The 19,957-nt window shown below is 55.2% G+C and carries 11 protein-coding genes and 2 pseudogenes; 6 read left to right on the forward strand and 7 right to left on the reverse strand.

Annotated features, from left to right (window positions below):
- Positions 1-17: 17 nt before the first annotated feature.
- The 5 genes and pseudogenes from AAFM46_RS12040 to AAFM46_RS12060 all read left to right on the forward strand — a co-directional run bounded on the left by AAFM46_RS12040 (position 18) and on the right by AAFM46_RS12060 (position 6,399).
- Positions 18-2,060 carry a DUF6541 family protein gene (locus AAFM46_RS12040; protein WP_343318012.1) on the forward strand — a complete coding sequence of 681 codons (2,043 nt, stop codon included), beginning with the start codon at positions 18-20 and terminating at the stop codon, positions 2,058-2,060.
- A 583-nt stretch (positions 2,061-2,643) separates the two neighbouring features.
- Positions 2,644-5,346, forward strand: a complete 2,703-nt coding sequence (locus AAFM46_RS12045; protein WP_343318014.1) for a cell wall-binding repeat-containing protein — start codon at positions 2,644-2,646, stop codon at positions 5,344-5,346.
- 171 nt (positions 5,347-5,517) lie between these two features.
- Positions 5,518-5,664: a hypothetical protein gene (locus tag AAFM46_RS12050; protein WP_343320486.1), complete on the forward strand. Its 147-nt coding sequence runs from the start codon at positions 5,518-5,520 to the stop codon at positions 5,662-5,664.
- A gap of 13 nt (positions 5,665-5,677) precedes the next feature.
- Positions 5,678-5,913, forward strand: a pseudogene (locus tag AAFM46_RS12055) (hypothetical protein); the annotation flags it as partial.
- A gap of 168 nt (positions 5,914-6,081) precedes the next feature.
- A complete protein-coding gene (locus AAFM46_RS12060) occupies positions 6,082-6,399 on the forward strand; it encodes a transposase family protein (protein ID WP_343318015.1) in 318 nt (105 codons plus the stop codon).
- Between the two features lie 252 nt (positions 6,400-6,651).
- On the opposite strand, the pseudogene AAFM46_RS12065 reads toward AAFM46_RS12060, so the two are convergent.
- The 7 genes and pseudogenes from AAFM46_RS12065 to glf all read right to left on the reverse strand — a co-directional run bounded on the left by AAFM46_RS12065 (position 6,652) and on the right by glf (position 15,325).
- Positions 6,652-7,919, reverse strand: a pseudogene (locus tag AAFM46_RS12065) (IS110 family transposase).
- 165 nt (positions 7,920-8,084) lie between these two features.
- Positions 8,085-8,324: a hypothetical protein gene (locus AAFM46_RS12070; RefSeq protein ID WP_343318016.1), complete on the reverse strand. Its 240-nt coding sequence runs from the start codon at positions 8,322-8,324 to the stop codon at positions 8,085-8,087.
- 108 nt (positions 8,325-8,432) lie between these two features.
- Positions 8,433-10,517: an acyltransferase family protein gene (locus AAFM46_RS12075; protein ID WP_343318017.1), complete on the reverse strand. Its 2,085-nt coding sequence runs from the start codon at positions 10,515-10,517 to the stop codon at positions 8,433-8,435.
- Positions 10,514-11,242, reverse strand: a complete 729-nt coding sequence (locus AAFM46_RS12080) for an ABC transporter ATP-binding protein (protein WP_343318018.1) — start codon at positions 11,240-11,242, stop codon at positions 10,514-10,516. The genes AAFM46_RS12075 and AAFM46_RS12080 overlap by 4 nt, the downstream gene beginning before the upstream one ends.
- Position 11,243: 1 nt before the next feature.
- Positions 11,244-12,122: an ABC transporter permease gene (locus AAFM46_RS12085; protein WP_343318019.1), complete on the reverse strand. Its 879-nt coding sequence runs from the start codon at positions 12,120-12,122 to the stop codon at positions 11,244-11,246.
- A gap of 6 nt (positions 12,123-12,128) precedes the next feature.
- Complete coding sequence (locus tag AAFM46_RS12090; RefSeq protein ID WP_343320444.1) at positions 12,129-14,126, reverse strand: glycosyltransferase; 1,998 nt, start codon at positions 14,124-14,126, stop codon at positions 12,129-12,131.
- A gap of 14 nt (positions 14,127-14,140) precedes the next feature.
- Complete coding sequence (gene glf / locus AAFM46_RS12095; protein ID WP_283528408.1) at positions 14,141-15,325, reverse strand: UDP-galactopyranose mutase; 1,185 nt, start codon at positions 15,323-15,325, stop codon at positions 14,141-14,143.
- Between the two features lie 309 nt (positions 15,326-15,634).
- Here glf and AAFM46_RS12100 point away from each other — a divergent pair, with 309 nt between their 5' ends.
- A complete protein-coding gene (locus tag AAFM46_RS12100) occupies positions 15,635-19,930 on the forward strand; it encodes an FtsK/SpoIIIE domain-containing protein (protein ID WP_343318022.1) in 4,296 nt (1,431 codons plus the stop codon).
- Positions 19,931-19,957: the final 27 nt, after the last annotated feature.

Genomic DNA, 19,957 nt, shown 5'->3' on the forward strand with positions numbered 1-19,957 from the left:
AATTGGATACCAAATTTATGAGTTGGTGGGCGACTGCACCTTCGTTGATGACCGCGGCTGCGCTCTTACTGCTGCCGGGCATGCTGCTTTCATTTTCCATGGGAGCACGCAGATTTCCCATGGTTGCATTCGCACCCCTCTGCTCCACTGCCCTTGTTGGAATCAGCGGCATTGCTGGCGGCGTGCTGCAGGTGGCGTGGGGTTTGCCACTGCTCCTTGTCGTCACGGGTGTCGCGAGCCTGATGGCAACTACACTACATTCAGTTTTCAAACGCAGGCTTCTCCCCGTGGCACAAATTTCGGGGCCCATTTGGCCACGTGCCCTGCCCGTAGTCGCAGCCATGGCGATCTCGTGTTTCCTGATTGCCAAGTGGCTTCTTGAAAGCATCGGCAATCCTGAGAGCTTTTCCCAGGCCTACGATAATGTTTTCCATCTGAACGCCATTCAACACATTGTCCAGACTGGCAATGCATCAACGCTAACCTTGGGACAAATGATCAGCCCTGATAAGGCAATCGCAATCTATCCGTCAGCCTGGCATTCTTTTTGTGCGTTGGTGGTTCAACTGACGGGCGTATCCGTTTTCGTTGCTGAGAACGTGGTGACAGTGACGGTTTGCGCCTTAGTTTGGCCCTTGTCTTGCATAGTCTTGGTCAGGACCCTTGTTGCCCGCCAGGCTCTGCCTGTTATTGCAGCAGGTGTACTCGCCGCGAGTTTTTGGGCTTTTCCATTTCAGCTGGTCCAACGTGGCCCACTGTTCCCCAATGTGCTGTCCTACGCCATCCTCCCGGCAGCAATCGTCATTGTGGCGGGGCTGCTAGGCATGTGGCAGGAACGGTCGGTGGACAAGTTGGCACTAAGCGGCTTCCTGCTGGTCGCGATAGCAGCACTATTTACAGCTCAGCCGAATGGATTTACCGCTTTGTTGGCAATCAGTTTCCCGATGTTGGCGTTCCGATGGTCTGGACTCACGGTGAATTTGCTGAGATCCCGGTCAAGCCGCTCCAAGATCATGTGGTTAGGGTTGGGCGGGTTGGCGGGCGCAGCAGTATTCGCTGTGACTTGGACAGCACTGTTAATTCCCTTTCAGAAGTGGCAGCCTTCTCGAACCCTGCCACAGGCGGCGGGAGACATTGTTTCAGGCGGGCTTCTGGGCGGCTCGCCCACTTGGATCGCTTCAATTCTGGTTGCCTCGGGGATCGTCGCAATCATAGTCCAGCGGCGCGGCCAGTGGATGATTGGCGCCCTCGCCATTGTTTCTTTCCTTTACATAGCCGCGGCCGCACTTCCAAGCGGACCACTCAGGCACACTCTCGTGGGCAGTTGGTATGAAGACTCCCCACGGCTTGCGGCCCTAGTGCCGATCGTCATGCTCCCATTAGCCACTGCTGGAGTCATTGCGCTCCAAAAATTGGTAGCGTTTGGGGTCCAAGCAGCTGGCAGTTCCTTGAAGAACCTCAACGTATTTGAGATGCCAGCCTTTGCCCAAACCAGCGTGCCCGCGATATCCACTACCTTGGTACTAGCGACTGCATTGCTGGTACCTGCCACCTCTGACTTAAGCCGGTCGCAAAATACATTCATCACCCCGCGCATTTCCCAGAGTTGGGGTAATCCGCATGGTGATACATGGGTATCTCCTGACCAGAAAACACTCATGCACCGCTTGGGCCAGTATGTGCCAACCGATGCGGTTATCGCCGTCAACCCCTTTAATGGTGGGGCATTGGCCTATGCGATTTCAGGTCGCCAGGTCTCGCAGTACAGCCTCTCAAGCGGGCCCCGTGGTGATGTGGACCTGCTGTCCCAGGCCATTGCCAACCGCGCGCCAATAAAGGACCTTTGCGTTTTAGCGGAGAAGACGAACATACGTTTCATTCTCGACTTTGGGCCGACCTACCTGCGCAGCTACCAGGCTTCGCTGCTGTACCCCGGATTCGTCAATATAGGCAACCTGTCATATGTCACACTCGTCGACCGCGAAGGTACCGCCAAACTCTACGAAATCAGCGTTTGTTCTACGCGAACCGCTGCACTCGGTGAAGGTCAAGGCCCCTGAAACCGTTGCCAGCGGAGCGAGTCGGGCACCACGGTACAGCTAGATCCAAAGCGTGACACAACCACGACAGCCTATGAGGTACCTCGGCAACTGCGATCTAGATTTTCCACCACGTACTAGTAGTCTGGCGTTACAGGTAAGCAACTGACGCCCCTGGCGGCGTCATACATATCATCCACATACCAAGCGCCCGGAGTCTCTAATTACGTATTCAAGACCGACCTTTTGGTCTGCTCAGTCAACGCGTCACCCTCTGCAGAAGCTGTCAAGAACGGTACTTTCGGGCGCCTTAGCCGTGACAATGTTATCGAGCGTTGGTGTCGTCGTCGTTCAGGCATCACCAGAAACCTTGGGGGAAATTCAAACCTCACAAATAGACCAACAAAATCTAAATGGGTCTAGTCCAGACAACATGGGTTCGCCGGAAGTTAAAATTGATAATGGCGAGTCAAACCCGGTCAGAAATGACGTGGAATCAGGCACATATCCTGTAACGGCACCACCCATCATAAATTCACAAGAATCGGCCAAGCCAACGTCAGTTACCCCGAGCTTTAAACCTGGCGCAGACCCAGGAGCTCGCATGGGCCAAGGACTTGCTTCAGACCAACGTTCAGTACTCGAATCTGTCTCACCAGATACTGTGCACCCAGCTATGCCCTTTTCCAGCGCTATTCCCTCAGGAACACAAGGCATGGACGTCAGCGGGTGGCAAGCAGATCCGGATACTTACTCAGTCAGTCAAGTTAACTGGGCCCAGCATTGGCAGATGGGTGCCCGCTTTGTCTACACCAAGGCCACCGAAGGTGACTACTTTGTTGATGCCTCCAGGACTTCGCATCTCAAAGGCGCAAAAGCCGTTGGAATGCTGACTGGCGGCTACCACTTTGCCCTCCCCAACCAATCCTCTGCTATTCAACAGGCCGACTTCTTCGTCCAGAATGGTGGAGGGTGGACTTCAAACGGATCGACACTGCCCCCACTGCTCGACATCGAGAACAATCAATATTCATGGCTGGGGAATAGCTGCTACAACATGACCCAATCTGCCATGGTCTCGTGGATCAAGAGCTTTTCGTCCCGGGTGAAGGCACTTACCGGGCGGCTTCCAATGATCTACACCAATTATTATTGGTGGCAAGAGTGCACCGGGAACTCCAAAGAGTTCGCAAACCAAAACCTTCACATAGCCGCTTACGGAGCATCGAGTCCGTGGATACCGGGCGGGTGGAAAGACTATGACTTTTGGCAATTCAGCGATTCGGGCCCCTTTTCGGGTGACTCAAATGTCTTTAATGGCACCCTTAACGAACTGAAATTATTTGCGAAGAGTTCAACTTCATCAGTCGAAACACCGTCAATCCAGTCCACGGCAGATGTCGTAGCAGCGGACGATTCAGGAACTCTTTGGAACTATCCGGCGACAGATTCCGGATCCCTAGGCCTACGGCAAAAAATCGGTTCAGGCTGGATCGGGCTACGTTCAATCCACGTCATCGACTGGAACGCTGATGGCGTGCTCGATATCGTAGGGCAATGGTTCTCAGGAACCCTCAGAGTCTATAAGGGGCTGCCCACCGGTGGCTTTGCCTCACCGAATACATTAGCTGGAGAGGGATGGGGCAGTCACCAAATCGCGATTGGCCTATGGCTGAACTCCAGCAACTATCCGCAGATAGTCTCGAAGTCTGAAACAGGTGTGTTGCAACAATGGCCAAACACGTCTGGGAATTTCTTGGGGTCCCCGAAGCAGATCGGTCAGGGTTGGGGAAAACTTGACGTTAAGATGATTGATTTTGATGGCGACGGCAAACAAGACCTCCTGGCTCAGGATGCGTCAGGGAGCATGATTGTCTATCGGTCGAACGGTAATGGAGCTTTCGTCTACGAGGCTCGAAAAAATGTAGCTACCGGATGGAGCAAATACACCAGCCTTTCGACAGCAAAAGGCTTCACAAGCTCAACTGCCCGCGGCCTGATTAGACGCTCGGCTACCGGGGTGCTCGACTACATTGACGTTGCAGAAACGGGCAAATTCGGCGCGAGTAAAGTGATTGGAAGCGGTTGGAACTCATATCTTATTGCTGGCGCTGAACACATCAATCTTGTCCGGCCTCCACTTCAACCAGCAGTACCACAGATCACTGGTGGTAGTGGAAAAGCCATGGCAACCGTTCCCAAGAGTAACTCAGGCGATGCGGCTACATCATTGACAATTATCGCAAAACCCTCGAATGGCCGATGCACTGTTGCCGCAGGGTCTGGGTCATGCACTATTAGTGGTCTAACAAACGGTACGGCCTATACTTTCCAGGCAACTGCACATAACGCCGCTGGATCCTCCCCTAGTTCTGGCTGGAGTCAGGAAGTAATTCCGACCCATCCCGTTGAACGCCTGTCAGGGTCTGACAGGTATGAAACCGCAGCAGCCGTTTCCCGTGATACTTACGCACCCGGGGTCAAAGTCGTCTACATCGCCAACGGCACAACCTTCCCCGATGCACTCGCCGGCGCAGCCGCAGCAGGCACACAAAACAGCCCCGTACTCCTGACAAAGGCAAATGCCTTGCCAACAGCGACCATCAATGAACTCAAACGCCTCAAACCCCAAAAGATCGTGGTGCTCGGCAGTAACGGCGTCATCAACATCCCCGTGGAAGCAAGCTTGAAAACCTACTCCCCGAGCGTTATCCGCTTATCAGGACTGGACCGCTATGAAACCACAGCAGCCGTTTCCCGTGATACTTACGCACCCGGGGTCAAAGTCGCCTACATCGCCAACGGCACAACCTTCCCGGATGCACTCGCCGGCGCAGCCGCAGCAGGCACACAAAACAGCCCCGTACTCCTGACAAAGGCAAATGCCTTGCCAACAGCGACCATCAATGAACTCCAACGCCTCAAACCCCAAAAGATCGTGGTGCTCGGCAGTAACGGCGTCATCAACATCCCCGTGGAAGCAAGCTTGAAAACCTACTCCCCGAGCGTTATCCGCTTATCAGGACTGGACCGCTATGAAACCACAGCAGCCGTTTCCCGTGATACTTACGCACCCGGGGTCAAAGTCGCCTACATCGCCAACGGCACAACCTTCCCGGATGCACTCGCCGGCGCAGCCGCAGCAGGCACACAAAACAGCCCCGTACTCCTGACAAAGGCAAATGCCTTGCCAACAGCGACCATCAATGAACTCAAACGCCTCAAACCCCAAAAGATCGTGGTGCTCGGCAGTAACGGCGTCATAACCCAGGACATGAATAAGAGGCTCGCGCAATACCCCTGGTAGCCGGCCAGTCAGGCGAGTTTAGACTGCTCCCGCACTCGCGGCAAGGCGCCGTTGACTCATAGAAAACCTCTGCGTAGCCATATACGTTGCCTCATTTGATTTCCTCCGCTTCGGAGTGGTGTCAAATCTGGGTTTTCGGTATCGGGTACGCCAGTTTCTATGGAGCTGACAATGATTCAACGACAGGCAGTGGTGAAGAAGCGGGCACTGACCTACAAGAAGTCGCCGAGGGCTGTGAAGACACGGATTCTGGATGAACTGGTCGAGCTGCCGTTCGGAACCGGGACTATGCACGGGCGGCATTGCTACACGCATTAAACCCTCCACCGCCCTGCGCCAACACTTTCCCAAGGGAAGCGACCTCAACGCCTACGGACCCGAAGACCTCGAACACGTCGCACAAGAACTTAACGCCCTCCCACGAAAGACACTCAACTGGAATACTCCAGCCGAGCAACTTCGCGATCTACTAATACCCCGCTAACCGCGGGTGTTGCAACGACCCCTAGAATTCAAGTCAGTGGGCAGTTACGTGGCCGCCTATGGGCAGTTTTTCATGGCCGCTAACACCCAATTCTTACTCTTTAAGGGGCTGCTAAAAAGGTAACGGGGTGGCTCCCACCCCGGCAGGCACTGGCCCCCAACGGCAATATCAATGGTCCCCAATGGCAATAATGGGTGGTCCCCAATGCGCCAAATACTCACGATGCGGTGCTTTGTTTTATGGAGATCGACTTGGTCGCCCACGAGGGCGGAAATTTGTCCAGCGAGTCCTGCTTTCCCCTGACAGTGACTGACGTTTCCACAGGCTGGACAGTCAATCGGTCGGTGCAGAACAGGGCTGCCAAATGGGTCTTCGAGGCCCTGCAATACGTGATGGTCGTATTTACGTTCCCGATCAAAGGAATTGACTCGGACAATGGAAGCGGGTTCATCCATCAGCACTTGTTCAACTACTGCAAGGACCACAAGATCACGTTCACCAGGTCTCGGCCCTACAACAAAAATGACGGGGCTCATGTGGAGCAAAAGAACTGGGTTAGAGTTGGTTAACTCGTCCGCTACCTTCGCTATGACACTCCGGCGGAGCTGGCCAAACTCGACGAAATTTGGGAACTTGACCGGCTCTTCACGAGCTACCTCCTACCCCAGCAAAAAATTAGTTTCGAAGCAGCGCTACGGGGGGTGTCCCTATGTTTTTCGTCAAGGGGTTTGATGGTTTTTCTTCAAAAATATTGTTGAACTATTTTTGGGCAGGGAGTAGTGGCTGCAGGGGCGTGTCTGGCAGCTGCTTTCTTTGAGTGGTTATGTAGTTTTGGTGGTCGGGGCGTCGTAGAGGGCACCGTCGCGGAGCATCGCGAAGAGCACGTCGCAGCGGCGCCGGGCGAGGGCGATTAGGGCTTGGTTGTGTCGTTTGACCTCGGCTCGTTTCCCTTCGTAGTAGGCCCGGGAGAGTGGGTCTTTCAGGGCTGCGAACGCGGAGAGGAAGAACGCCCGCTTCAGGGACTTGTTGCCCTTCTTGGAGGGGTGGTCGCTGCGGATCGAGGTGCCCGATCGCCACGTTACCGGGGCCAGTCCGGCGTAGGAGGCGAGGTGGCCGGCAGTCTTGAATTCCTTGCCAGCAACCTCGGTGATGATGCGTGCTTCCGTCCTGACCCCGACTACCGGCATGGAGGACTGGACGCTGGTGTTGAGGGTGGGCCTCCACGAGCGCTTCAACTTGGGTCAGGAGCTCATCGCGGGCGGTGCGCAGTTGCTTGAGCATTGCGGCGAGTTGGGGCAGAACAATGCCTGCGGCACCGGTTCCGGCGACGACGACGGTCTGCTCGCCCAGAGCGGCAAACACATCGGCAGCCCACCCCTTCCCTGCACGTGGCGCGTACTTCGATAGCAGTGTTGCCACGCGGATTTGCCCTGCCTTGCGAAGCTTGTCCGGGGATGGGTATTTGATCAGTAACTCGGCCATGGCAGGGTGATTCAGGTGCGTGCCGATGACGCGTTCTAGGGCTGGGTGAACTTGAGTGAGTAGACCCCGGATCCGGTTCGAGGTCGCGGTGGCCTGCTTAGCCAGATCGTCATCAAAACCGCACAGCATGGAGAGTTCAGCGGCTTGTTCATCGGCGAGGACGACCGAACGCAGCGTGTGCGGCAGAGACCGTGCTGCTTCGGCAATGATCGCAGCGTCTCTGGCGTCGGTCTTGGCCTCTCCCGGGTGCAGATCGGCAATGCGGCGCATCGCCAGACCGGGCAGATAGCCGACCATGACGCCCTCGGCCTGGGCCACAGCAACCGGCAGAGCACCAATGGTCGATGGCTGATCCACGACCAGCAGCACGGTGCCTTTGCCAGCCACAGCCTGGATGATGGCACGGAGTTTAGCCTCGTCTTGGGGTAGGGCCCGGTCGAGAACTTTCTTGCCGTTGCGGTCGATGGCGACCGCGTGATGATTGCTCTTGCCAACGTCAACACCAATGAAGATATCGACCTGGTCATGGTTCTTGATCAACGTAAACCTCCCAGAAATAGTCCTGTGAACTTGTGTTGGCTTGTCCTGCGGCGGCAAGGCTCGGCATCCACGTTACGGCTGACCTACACGCTGATTCCTTGTGCTGGTCCGGTCCCCATTAGCGATCCCCTGGCGCCTATCGAATCCCGGTGACAACACCCCCCGGATCATCAATGACTGGGGGCAAAAACCATACCGGGACCGACAGGCCAACAACCCCAATTCTTACTCTTTAAGGGGCTACTAAAAAGGTAACGGGGGCAAAGTCATCAAACACTACGACATCCCGGCCACCCCACACCAGCGGGTCATCAGAGACACGACGGTCCGCAAGCGGCCAATCATCTCCACGAACGCCGACTTCAAACGTATCGAACCAGCGCAACTCCAACGAGACATCCTCCACCTCACCGGGCGAGCTAGAAAAACTCGTCCTAGCCAAGAAGCCTGCGCCAGCGAAATCACCTGTCAATACCAAATGTAATACGACTCCCTAGCGGAGGTTTCTAAATAAGGCAACGACTCAGCTGCCCGGCGGTATAGCTATGAGGCAACAGGGGCACAATGCACCTTTCATGGCTCAACGAAGGTTGAGAGCCTTGGCCAGTGGATACTCCAAGGTCCGCGCGAAAGTGGCGGTCAGGTGGTTGTCTCTGAATACCAATACGTTACCGATGACAGGGGGGCATACGCCATTCCTACAAATGTAAGTATTCAGATCGATAATCTGGACCCCTTCAATTTTCTGTGCTGCTCTGACCAAGGGGTCATTTACGGGTTTCAGTGCGGTGGAACATTTTGCTGAGCCACTCCCATTTTTATCGACGCAATCGGGGATGGAAGTTTCTGGATATGGTGTGTCTGCAATGACACTTACTTGTATGCCTGCGTCCATCAGCGGTGAGAGCATCTGGATGTATCCGTCTGTAAGGCTTTCATTACTTGACCAGCCCCATTGCAATGCCTTTTTATAACCGTACGGGGTCATCCCGGCGACGACCACACGCTCAGGCTTAAGCTTGAGGATCTTCTTCAGTGAAACTTTATTCTGACTCGAGCAGTTGCTGTACGTAGTTGTGGCGCTTGCTGGAGGAGATGCGGAGAATGGGCATCCGTTCCGCACCATTGCACGAACCTGCCAGCCGTTCTTGGCTGCCGCTGCTGCCAGCGGGTCAGCGTATTGGGATGCATGGGAGTCCCCAATCAGTACAATCTTTTTGGACCCTGAGGGGTTTCCATAGCGACACTGGGAATCTGCAATCTTAGTGGGGTCATAGACTGCGCAACCGTTCTTGTTCGTTAATGGAACATCTTTGATTGCGATGGCTGGATCCGGGATGATCGGCATGTCTGCCGGTACCGCAGCTGGCCTCGTCGAGTCAAAGGCCATAGCTCCAGGATAGGCAGGCAATGCCATCTGTGATTGTGCGAAGCCTTGCAGGGCTTTGACTTGCACAGTTACCCAAGGGCCTGCTGCGGCGATTAGGCTCATGACCACCAGGCTGACGCCTAAGGTATAGGCCGTTCCATTGCATACTCGCGGCCTGAACCGGCGGCCCCCACGTTGGACCGCTTGTTTCCCAAACCGGAAGCGTTGTTCCACCTGATGGAAGGATAACGATGCCAGAAGGAGGCTGAGCACCAGGATGCCAGCCCCGCCGAGCACACCGGGTACATGCCCCTTGATTAGAATGTAGAAAACAATGACGGGCCAATGCCACAGATACAGAGAGTAGGAGATGTCGCCGATATATGTCATTGGTCGCAGGCTCAGCACATTCGAGAAGCCCAACGGGTTTAGAACAGAACCATCCTTTACTGGCACCCCTGCAACGATGATCAAAATCGTTCCCACCACGGGCGCTAGGGCAACGAAGCCTGGAAAGGCCATTGATGTCTGAAAGTACATGGCGCTGGCCAGAACAGTGGCCAAACCCAACCATCCTGCAGCCAGCTGTGACAGAGGTGTGAGACGCATGGAGCCAATAACCAAAGCGGTGATGCCGCCCAAGGCTAATTCCCATATGCGAGTGCTTGTGGCAAAGTAGGCGATGTCGTGGCTCTGCGTCGAGAAGATGGCCGAGTGCACAAATGAGGCAGCCGCCAAGACAACCAGAAACCCGAGGGAAGCTTTTTTAGCATCTAATTTCAGGCCTCGTCCACACAATACCGCCAAGAGCAGCAGTAACGGGACTACTAAATAGAACTGTTCCTCCACAGCGAGCGACCAAAAGTGCTGAACAGGCGAGACCAGGGCCCCTGCAGACTCATAACTGGCGGACCCGAAAGCCTGGTTCCAGTTTTGGACCTGCAGTGCAGAGGCGGCTACATCACGGGCCACATCTTGCCATCTGCTTTGGGGCAGAACTATCACTGTGGCTAGGACGACAGTCAGCAGCACAACTGTACTGGCAGGGAGAAGCCTTCGAATCCGCCGGGCATAAAATGTCGGGAGGTCCACGGTCCCGGTCTTCGTCAGGTTCCGGATAAGCGAGCCCACAATAAGATAGCCAGAGACGACGAGGAATATGTCGACGCCAACAAATCCTCCCGATAACCTACCGGGGAAAAGGTGATAAATGATGACAAGGCCCACTGCAAGTGTGCGTAGCCCCTGTAGGTCAAGGCGCAGTTCTTGCGACGTGGATGGAGCCGGCCGGCTCACTGCCCGCGCATTTTCGCAACAGCTTCATGGATGGGGCCGTCAAAACGTACTTCACCATGATCCAGAAGCACCCCCCTGTCACAGATCCGCGAGACAAGATCCAGGTCATGGCTGACCACAACAAGAGTCTTGCCATCTGACGCCAGCTCCTGAATCTTGGCGATGCACTTCTTCTGGAAAGGCTCATCCCCCACAGCAAGGATTTCATCCACGAGGAAGACCTCCGGGTCGGTATGCACCGCAACTGAAAATGCCAACCGCAGGTACATGCCGGAAGAATAGAACTTTACTTCGGTATCAATGAACTGGCCGATCTCCGCAAAATCAACAATCGATTGGAACCGCTCATTGATTTGCTCCTCAGTCATGCCCAAAATAGCGCCGTTGAGGTAGACATTGTCGCGTCCAGAGAGATCGTGGTGGAAGCCAGCTCCCACCTCGATCAGGCCAGCGACCCGTCCGCGGGTGCGCACGGTGCCACTATCCGGAATCATGACCCCAGATATGTGCTTGAGTAAAGTGGACTTCCCGGATCCATTAAATCCAAGCAAGGCAACAGTCTCGCCCTGCTTCACTTCCAGGTCCACGCCTTTCAGCGCATGAAACTTCTCAGAGAGCTCACTCTTGCGGCCTTTGATCAACCAAACAAAAACTTCTTTGATTGATCGTGACCGACGCAGCACAAACTGCTTGTCAATGTTTTTTACTTCAATGGCGATAGTCATTCTAAAGCTCCTGCGCGAAGCGGCCTTCAAGCCTACGGAAAGTCAGCTGACCCCAGACCAGGACGGCTGCCGAGATCAGTAAAGCCACCGGGATCCAGAAAGACAACAGGTTGGGTGGAATACCCGCACTTTCGTCCGTGGTCGGGAGCCAGAAAGCGTAGTGGAAAGTCTCGACTGCTACGGTGATGGGATTCAACTGATACACGAAGAACCACGCTTGACCTATTTTGTCCTGCACCATCGTCCATGCGTACATGACTGGCGATGCCCACGTGGCAATCATCAGTAACATATCGACAAAGTTTTCCGAGTCCCTGAAATACACGTTGGCCGCACCAAATAGAAGTCCCAAGCCAGTAGCTAGCAACGCCACTATGATAAACCCGGCCACGGCTGCTGCAAGTTGCAGGACTGACGGGTGCCATCCGCTAAACAGACACGCTGTGATCAAGATAATTATTTGCGGAAAGAAGTGGACAGCTGAAACCCACACTGAAGCCACAGGAAAAAGTTGGCGTGGCAGGTAGATTTTTTTGATCAGACCACCATTGCCAACTATCGATCTTGAAGCATTGCCTAGGGCCTCAGTGAAGAAGTTAATCAGAACAATGCCTGAAAACAAATAGATCGCATAGTTCGGAAGTCCGGACTTATTTGTAGGACTTTGTTCCAAACCCAGAAAAACACCAAGCGCGATGTAGAACACCACAAACTGAACACCAGGCTTAACGTAGGACCACAGCAGGCCTAATGCAGAGCCACGGTAGCGAACCTTCAGTTCTTTGCGCACCAAGAGTTTTAGCAGGAACCGGGCCCGCACCACGTCTGTCAGTCCCCCACTCACACCCGGGCGAACCAGCTCACCGTTAGTTTGCGTCATAGGTGACTAGTTCTCGTTCTTTTTACTGTGCGCGGCAAAAGTCTTTTCCCATGCTGCAATTGAGGTGGCTTCGGTCAGTGCAGCCTTGTAACGAGCGCTGAGTTTCTGCCAATCTCTAAGCAGAGCAGCGTGGAGCTTGGCGCTCTCGGCCATCATCTTCCGTAATTGCCTCGGATCACGCTTGTACCAAGATGCTCCTGTGCCTTCAGCATTGGACACAACAGCCGAGTCAAACTGCGACATGCGCCACCAACGATTGTCCTGGTGTGCCACATTTGCTTGGGGCCTGTTTTTGCTGGAATCAGAAACTGGCAACGAGAGCTGCCGGACAACGGTCTTAGCAGCCCATGGCAAAAGACCCACATAAGAGGGAGGAGTGACCCCGTGACCGTGCTTGGGAGGCTTGTCCATCTTCGGCGCAGGATATGAATCTGGATCCGATGAGAACTGCGAGTCCGAATGTCCGCTCATCATGGCACGGATTTCAGGCAACTTCCCGGGCAACATGCTGTGCAACTGGTCTGGACCGGCCAAGAGGTCGCGCAGAGCCATAATACGTCCTTGTGCCGTTGCGTATTGCATGGACACCAAATGTTTGACGTCGAAAGCATACGACTGCCTAACCACCTTGCCACCGAATTCATAGGGGCTATGTATCAGAGCAGCGATAAAACGGTTGCGCGCGTGGAAGTAGGCCTGCCAGCCCACCAAGTCATCCTTATCGATCCAAGATACATGCCATACCGCGGATCCTGGCATTGAAACTGTCGGGAAGCCGGCGGCTTTGGCCCGCAATCCATATTCAACATCGTCCCACTTGATGAAAACCGGGAGCGACAGTCCAATTTCGCGGATAACTGCAGTGGGTATCAGGCACATCCACCAACCGTTGTAATCCACGTCGACTCGTCGGTGCATCCAGCCTGTGTGGCGCAAGTTCGAGCCTACAAAATCATGTCCCAGTGTCATGTCACCACTGGGCAAGTCAGGCTGGAAAGAATACGGATTGACGACCTCACCAAAGGTGTGAAGCACAGTGCGGTTATACAGGTCAAACATGTGCCCACCAACAATGGTTGGCGTCTTACACAGATCCGCGAACGTTAGCAGGCGGATGATGCTTTCGGGTTCAATCACAACGTCATCGTCCATGAGCAGCGCGTAGTCGCTGTCATTCTCCACAGCCTCATACATGCCGCGAGCAAAACCGCCTGAACCGCCGAGGTTGTCTTGGTCAATAATGCGTAGTTTTCCCGACAGTGCTTCTGCAACTTCTGCGAAGCCCGCCGCCAGAGCCACTTTCTCTGTTCCTTGATCAACAATGATCAGTTCTTTGACGTGTTCTAGTGCCTGAGGGTTTTCGGAAAGCAAGCGCAGGTTGTCGATGCAAAATTCAGTCTTATTTAGGGTCGTGATTTCTAGCGTGATGCTACCTGGCTTCTTGGCTTCGCCTTCGGACTTCCATTCAGCCTCCTTGAGGATAAGCGGCGTAGAACCGGCAACGAGGTCAAACCAGTACCAGCCTCCATCACCAAAGGGCTTCAAAGTCAGATCGAAATTCGTGACCTCGTTGTTTTCCACACGGACGGAATCCACTCGTTGTAACGCGCCACGGGCATTCGATTTGTAGACAATGATCGCCCCAACACCTCTTGTCGACACTGTCAGGCGTACATTTTCCACGGTCGTCCAACGTCGCCAGTAGCTGGCAGGAAAGGCATTGAAATACGTTCCAAAAGAAACGCGTTCGCCAGAACGAACGGATGTCGAATATCGAGACAGGAAGTCCTCTACATGGACTTCTTTGCCAGGTGAGCTAACAGTTTGAGACTTCTTTGCGTCTCGCATGTTGTTGTTGTCGCCGACAGTGGGCAATTGCACACCCATTGCGGTGCCTGTGTCCATATACAACGGAGCCGTGTCCATCTGGCTCTGCTCCGGCAGAATGACGCGCTGAAGTGTGCGCCACTGCTGAGTCTCTGGTGTCGGCGTCGTTTCTTCCATCGTTTCAGTTACGCTCACGCGTCAACTCCTCCGCTTTGCAGCTTCGCACCACCGGTGAAGTGTGGCTTGATCTTGTTGTCATACATGTTCAGGGCCGATCCGATGGCCATGTGCATATCCAGGTACTTGTACGTGCCGAGGCGGCCACCAAACAGCACGTTGGACTCTCCGCGAGCAAGGTCGCGGTAGGCCAGCAGTTTGTTGCGGTCATCTGTTGTGTTGACCGGGTAATAAGGCTCGTCGCCCTTCTCGGCGAAACGCGAGAACTCACGCATGATGACAGTGGCGTCCTTGGTGTAGGCACGCTCTGGGTGGAAGTGACGGAACTCGTGGATACGCGTGTAAGGCACGTTCTCATCCGGGTAATTCATGACTGAACAGCCCTGGAAGTCCTCGATTGGGAGAACTTCCTGCTCCAAATCAATGGTCCGCCAAGACAGATCACCCTCGGCATAATCAAAGTAACGGTCCACTGCACCCGTGTAAATGACAGGGACCTGGCCGGTAACAGCCTTACGACCGTACTGACCGTCGTCAAAGAAGTCAGTATTCAGCACAACTTCAATGTTCGGGTGGTCCGCCATCCGCTCAATCCACGCGGTGTAGCCGTCAACCGGCAATCCCTCATGGGTGTCGCTGAAGTACCGGTTGTCATAGTTGTAACGAACAGGCAGTCGGGAAATGATCTCCGCCGGCAGATCCTTGGGATCCGTCTGCCACTGCTTGCCGGTGTAATGCTTGATGAACGCCTCATACAAGGGGCGCCCGATCAGCTGGATGCCCTTGTCATTCAAGTTGCTCGGGTCTGTTCCGGCAAGTTCCCCGGCCTGCTCCTGGATCAGCGCCCGCGCCTCACCCGGGCCCATTGAGGAACGGAAGAATTGGTTAATCGTGCCCAGGTTAATGGGCATTTGGTAAACCTCACCCTTATGGGAGGTATAAACCTTGTGCTGGTAGTTGGTGAACTGGGTAAAACGGTTCACATACTCCCACACACGCTCATTGGAAGTGTGGAACAGATGCGCACCGTAACGGTGCACCTCAATGCCTGTCTGGGCCTCGTTCTCGCTGTAGGCATTGCCGCCGATGTGGTGGCGGCGGTCCAAAACGACCACCTTCAGTCCCAACTCTGTGGCGGCACGTTCTGCAATAGTCAGGCCAAAGAAACCCGAACCAACGACGACTAAGTCAGCGTTCACAAACTCTCCTGTATAGCGTGGTGAAAATTATGGGCATAACAATGCCAAGGTCTAACACCCTAGGTTACCTGAACGTTACCCATTGCTTCTGCTCAGGTGGTCTTACTCACAGCTTCAGCCAAGAATGCCAGCACGTTAATTCTTCCACAGGCTCTGCCGGAAGCTTGCCTATTCACACTGTACGACGCCGGATCTTGCCATCGCTGGCATCCCACCTAGGCTCAAAAATAGCAAAGTGAATAAGGCCCACTTGCGTATGGGTTACGGGAGGAGTTCGCGGCTTTAGTTCGCTGCGGGAAGGGAAATGTCATGTTGCTTGAGCTCACCTTGGTGGCCGGAGTGCCCGCGGCTGAAACAACTGATCGCCTCAGTGATAATGCACTTTTTTCGCCTACAGAGCTGACCATCACATGGCCTCCTGGCATACAAGAGGGGGACTGTTCCGGGCTATCTCTGCAGCAGGCCTTGGCGAAACGCTGGGCAGGCAACTCCTTCACCGTCGACGGCATACTCCTAAGTACTTTAATGGCCGGAATTGCCCCGCTGGTGAACGGCGCCATTGTCGTAGCCTCTCGGACTAAATCACCCGGCGTGGTAACCGCCGGTGGTTCCAGCTGCAGCGACGCCAATGACAACGCTGAGGCAAAAAAGCCTGGTGATTCCGCGGCCGCTCCAGAGAAGCTCACTGCAGGTCAGGGACTGGCTGCTGTCTTGGCGGTGAGTTCGGGGCCCAATGCAGGGGCTGTCTTTGCCTTGCACCGTGGCAGCTACACCCTGGGCCGTGGCCACTGCCAGATCAGGATCGCAGATCCAGCCATTTCTCGGCATCACGGCACCTTGATTGTTGGCGCCCACAACATCACTCTGACAACGGCACATGGGTCAGCAGGATTTATGATTCGTTGCCTTGCCGGTTCCCCCACAGCGGAGGGAACGCCACTCAAAGACACCATGATTCTGCAAGTGGGTCACTCCATTCTCTGTGGCAACAGCTGCCTAGAACTCAGATTCCGGGACGGAGGTCTTTTTGGTTCCGCTTCAGTCCCTGCCCAAAGCCGCACAAGAACCAAGAGTGCAACAGGCACCACGTGGCCGTTGAATCCCGCGGCATTGGAAACTATTTTTGTGCAGAACCCTTCAGGAGCCTCCCGAGGAAGAATGCCGCTGCTGATTGCCGGGTGCCTACCGTTGGTGATCGGTATTGTGCTGGCTCTGTTGACTGGCTCATGGATGTTTCTCGCGTTTTCCGCCATGGGTGCAATAACTGTTCTAGTCCCGCTCTTTAGCGGGACAAAACACCGAAAAGCCCTTCAAGATGCCGTGCTCCAAGCGGCCCGACAAGATGCCGACAGGCGTTCTCAGATCTTCCCTGATGCCGGCACTTTAACCATTGCTGTGCAGGCAGGTTCCGGCCATCCACGAGCCAGGCCACCTTGCATGGCAGCTGCGCTGCGTGTTGGCACGGCGAACGAACCCGCGGCTGTAGCCCTGTCACCCACAGACCCGTTATTTTCAGCCCCGCTAATTCCCGGGCTGCCATTCAGTGTGTTGCTGGGGGACCAGCTAGTGACCGTCTGCGGCCCGCCCTCCCCCTTGATGGCTCTTCTGCGCTTCGCGTTGATGCAATTGGATGCGGCCGCCATTTCCGTAGTGCTTGTTGGTCCCGCCCACACTCTTCCCTTGGCCGCACGGTTCCTGCCCAACACCGTGCTTACAACCTCAGCGCAGTCCACCGTCAAAGCGCTGGATGATCTGGGTCAAAATGACCTCCACCGCGATGACATCCATGACAGCCATGACACTGAGTATCTGTTGGGTGTCCTGATCATTGTCAATGAAACGATTGACCCACTGGCCTTCTCTATCCCCGGGCTGTGTATCCTGCACTTTGCCGGGCTTGATCCAGGTCTGTGTTCCCCCTCCACATTGGTGCAGCTTCGGGTTGAGGGAACGTCCATGATAGGAACATTTGCTGGCCGGAATTTTGTGCCTGACGGAGTTCCTGAAGCCGTCTTTGACAGCTATGCACGCTGTCGCTGTACCCCCTGCAGTGTGAGCGAGTCACGAGTGCGGAAATCTCTATCCACAAACTCCCTGCCTCTGCCAGAGGACAGCACAATTGCAGCTTTGCAGCAGCAGTGGAAGCTCTCGGCAGCTGCACCACTGCGCCCCATTGCCGTGGGCCAGTCCAGAACCGGCCCCACCCTGTTTGACTTCCAACACGACGGCCCACACCTACTGGTCGCCGGGACCACTGGCTCAGGAAAGTCAGAATTCCTGAGGACTTTAGTGGGCAGCTTGGCAGCAGCCCACTCCCCTGCTGATCTGCAATTTATCTTTATCGATTTCAAGGGCGGGGCTGGTTTGGGTGTTTTGACGAAACTGCCGCACACAAGTTCACTTATTACTGACTTGAGCGGTCAGGGAATGGACCGAACATTGGCATCTTTGGGTGCCGAGCTGAGCCACCGTGAAGCCGCGCTGGCCGCTGTCGAGGCTTCAGAGAGTGATCAGTACCGGTCCATGGTGCGCCACCATATTCCACCTGTTCTTGCGGGTGAACCGGGTCATCATGCCATGACCCATCTTGTGATAGTTGTTGATGAGTTCAGAGTCCTGGTCGATCAGTTCCCCGACGCCATGATCGAGCTGATGCGCATTGCCGCCTTGGGAAGGTCGCTAGGAATTCATTTGGTCTTGGCAACACAGCGGCCCCAAGGTGCAATCAATGCCGACATTCGAGCGAACATCACCAGCTCCATTTGCCTTCGAGTGCAATCTACCTTCGATTCCTCCGACGTTCTTGGCAGCGGCGTAGCCGCCAGCATCAGCGTCAATACCCCCGGCCGGGCCTACATCAGCCGGGCTGCGTCAACCCCTGAGGAGTTTCAAAGCGCTACTTTGTATCTCCCGGTCACAGGAACCTGCACGCTACCACTGGTGCAGTGCTCCGAGGACCGGCTCCGCGCTGTTCCGAGCTCATCACCTGGTTCAGAAACTCCGTCAAGCGATGCAGGCGCCGTTGGTGCACTTTTGACTCGCGCTTGGCAGCAACTCTGCGCATCAGAGGTGACGTTGCTCGCGGCCCCTGCCATCGTTGCTGCCGAGCTACCAGCGGTAGTTGACCTCACTGCGGGAGACCTCACTGCAGTTGACCACATTGCAGGTGACCACCCCACCGAACAGGGCGCAAACACCACCGAGTGTTCCGTGAAGTTGGGCGTGATCGATGTTCCCCAAAGCCAGTCGCTCGAGTCCTTACACTGGCAACCCCAACTGCACTCGCACCTAGCATTTTTTGGCACAGGATCGCAGACATCGGCAGCCATAGCGTTAGTAGTGAGCCAGTTGTTAGCCAATAATGCCGTTGCCACTACTAACACTCAAGATACGGGACGCCCTGTCACCCCACTGCTGTATCTCCTTGACGGCGATGGTTCTCTAGCGTCATTCGCCGCTTGCCCTTGGGTGGGTAGCCGCATAACACCAGAAAACTTGCGAACAGCCTGGCATCTAGTGGGCAGGCTGGCAGAGACGGCCAAGACAAGCACCAAGTTATTTGTCCTTTGTATTACCGATTGGGGCCGGTGGGTGACTGCTTTCAGATCCAGCCCATGGCAAGACGCTGAAGATCGCATTGCTGAACTAGTCCGCTTCAGCCAACCAAATTTGGTTGTGGTGGTCAGCGGAGGCCGTGAGCTCTTGACTGCCGCATTTCTCGCAGCCGTTCCCAATAGGGCATTTCTTAGCTGCGGCACCACTACCGAAACCACCATGCTCTGGCCCAAACTCCCGCGCTTCAATCCAATGCCAGGGAGGGCCGCCATTGCCGGACCCATCAACGCCCAAGGCAGACCCGGCGGCGGTACCTCAATGCGAATAGCCCAACTCGGCAAAGCCCCAGGAAGTGGTGACGTTCCCGCTCTGGCACAGCGGAATCGTGCCACCGGCACGCTACTCATCGAGCCCCTGCCCACCACTCTCTCCATGGCACAGATGACGGCAGTGACTGGCGGTAATAAGTACGCAACTACTGCCCCTGTTGCCTCTGGACGGAGCATTACTTTGGGACTGGGTGGCGACGGCCATCAGGTGGTGGAGGTTGTCCTGGTACCGGGTGGCGTCTTGGCCGTGATTGGTGGACCCTCGGCGGGAAAAACAAGCCTTATTAATGCGCTAACGCTGCTTAATGGTTCTTCAGGCTGTGATTTCACAACCACATCTAAAAGACCGAGTTCCATGAAACATGTTTCGATGGACCAGACAGGTGCGGGTTCCATTCTATGGCTGGACGATGCTGCTTCTCTGAGCGCTCAAGAACTGCTCCAAGCAACTCGAAGCCTGGCGTCCGGAGCGGCAATAGTCGCCGCATTCACCTACCCCGGCCCTGCCGTTTCAGCGTTGCCGTTGGAGTGGGGACTCAGGGCTGCTCAGCAGGGCGTAGTGCTCAGACCGCAGCGTCCCAGTGATGGAGACCTCTTTGGTGTTCGGTTGGACACTGCGGGTGCTGAACCACTTGGGCGAGGTGTGCTTCTTGACCACGGCCACCGGCGTTGGTTCCAGTTTCCGTCTCCAGAAATGGGCGTGCCGGAAGTGAGGTTCTAAAATGGTCCAGAACAGGAGGGCCGGAGT

The organism is Arthrobacter sp. TMP15, assembly GCF_039529835.1.
GTDB lineage: Bacteria > Actinomycetota > Actinomycetes > Actinomycetales > Micrococcaceae > Specibacter.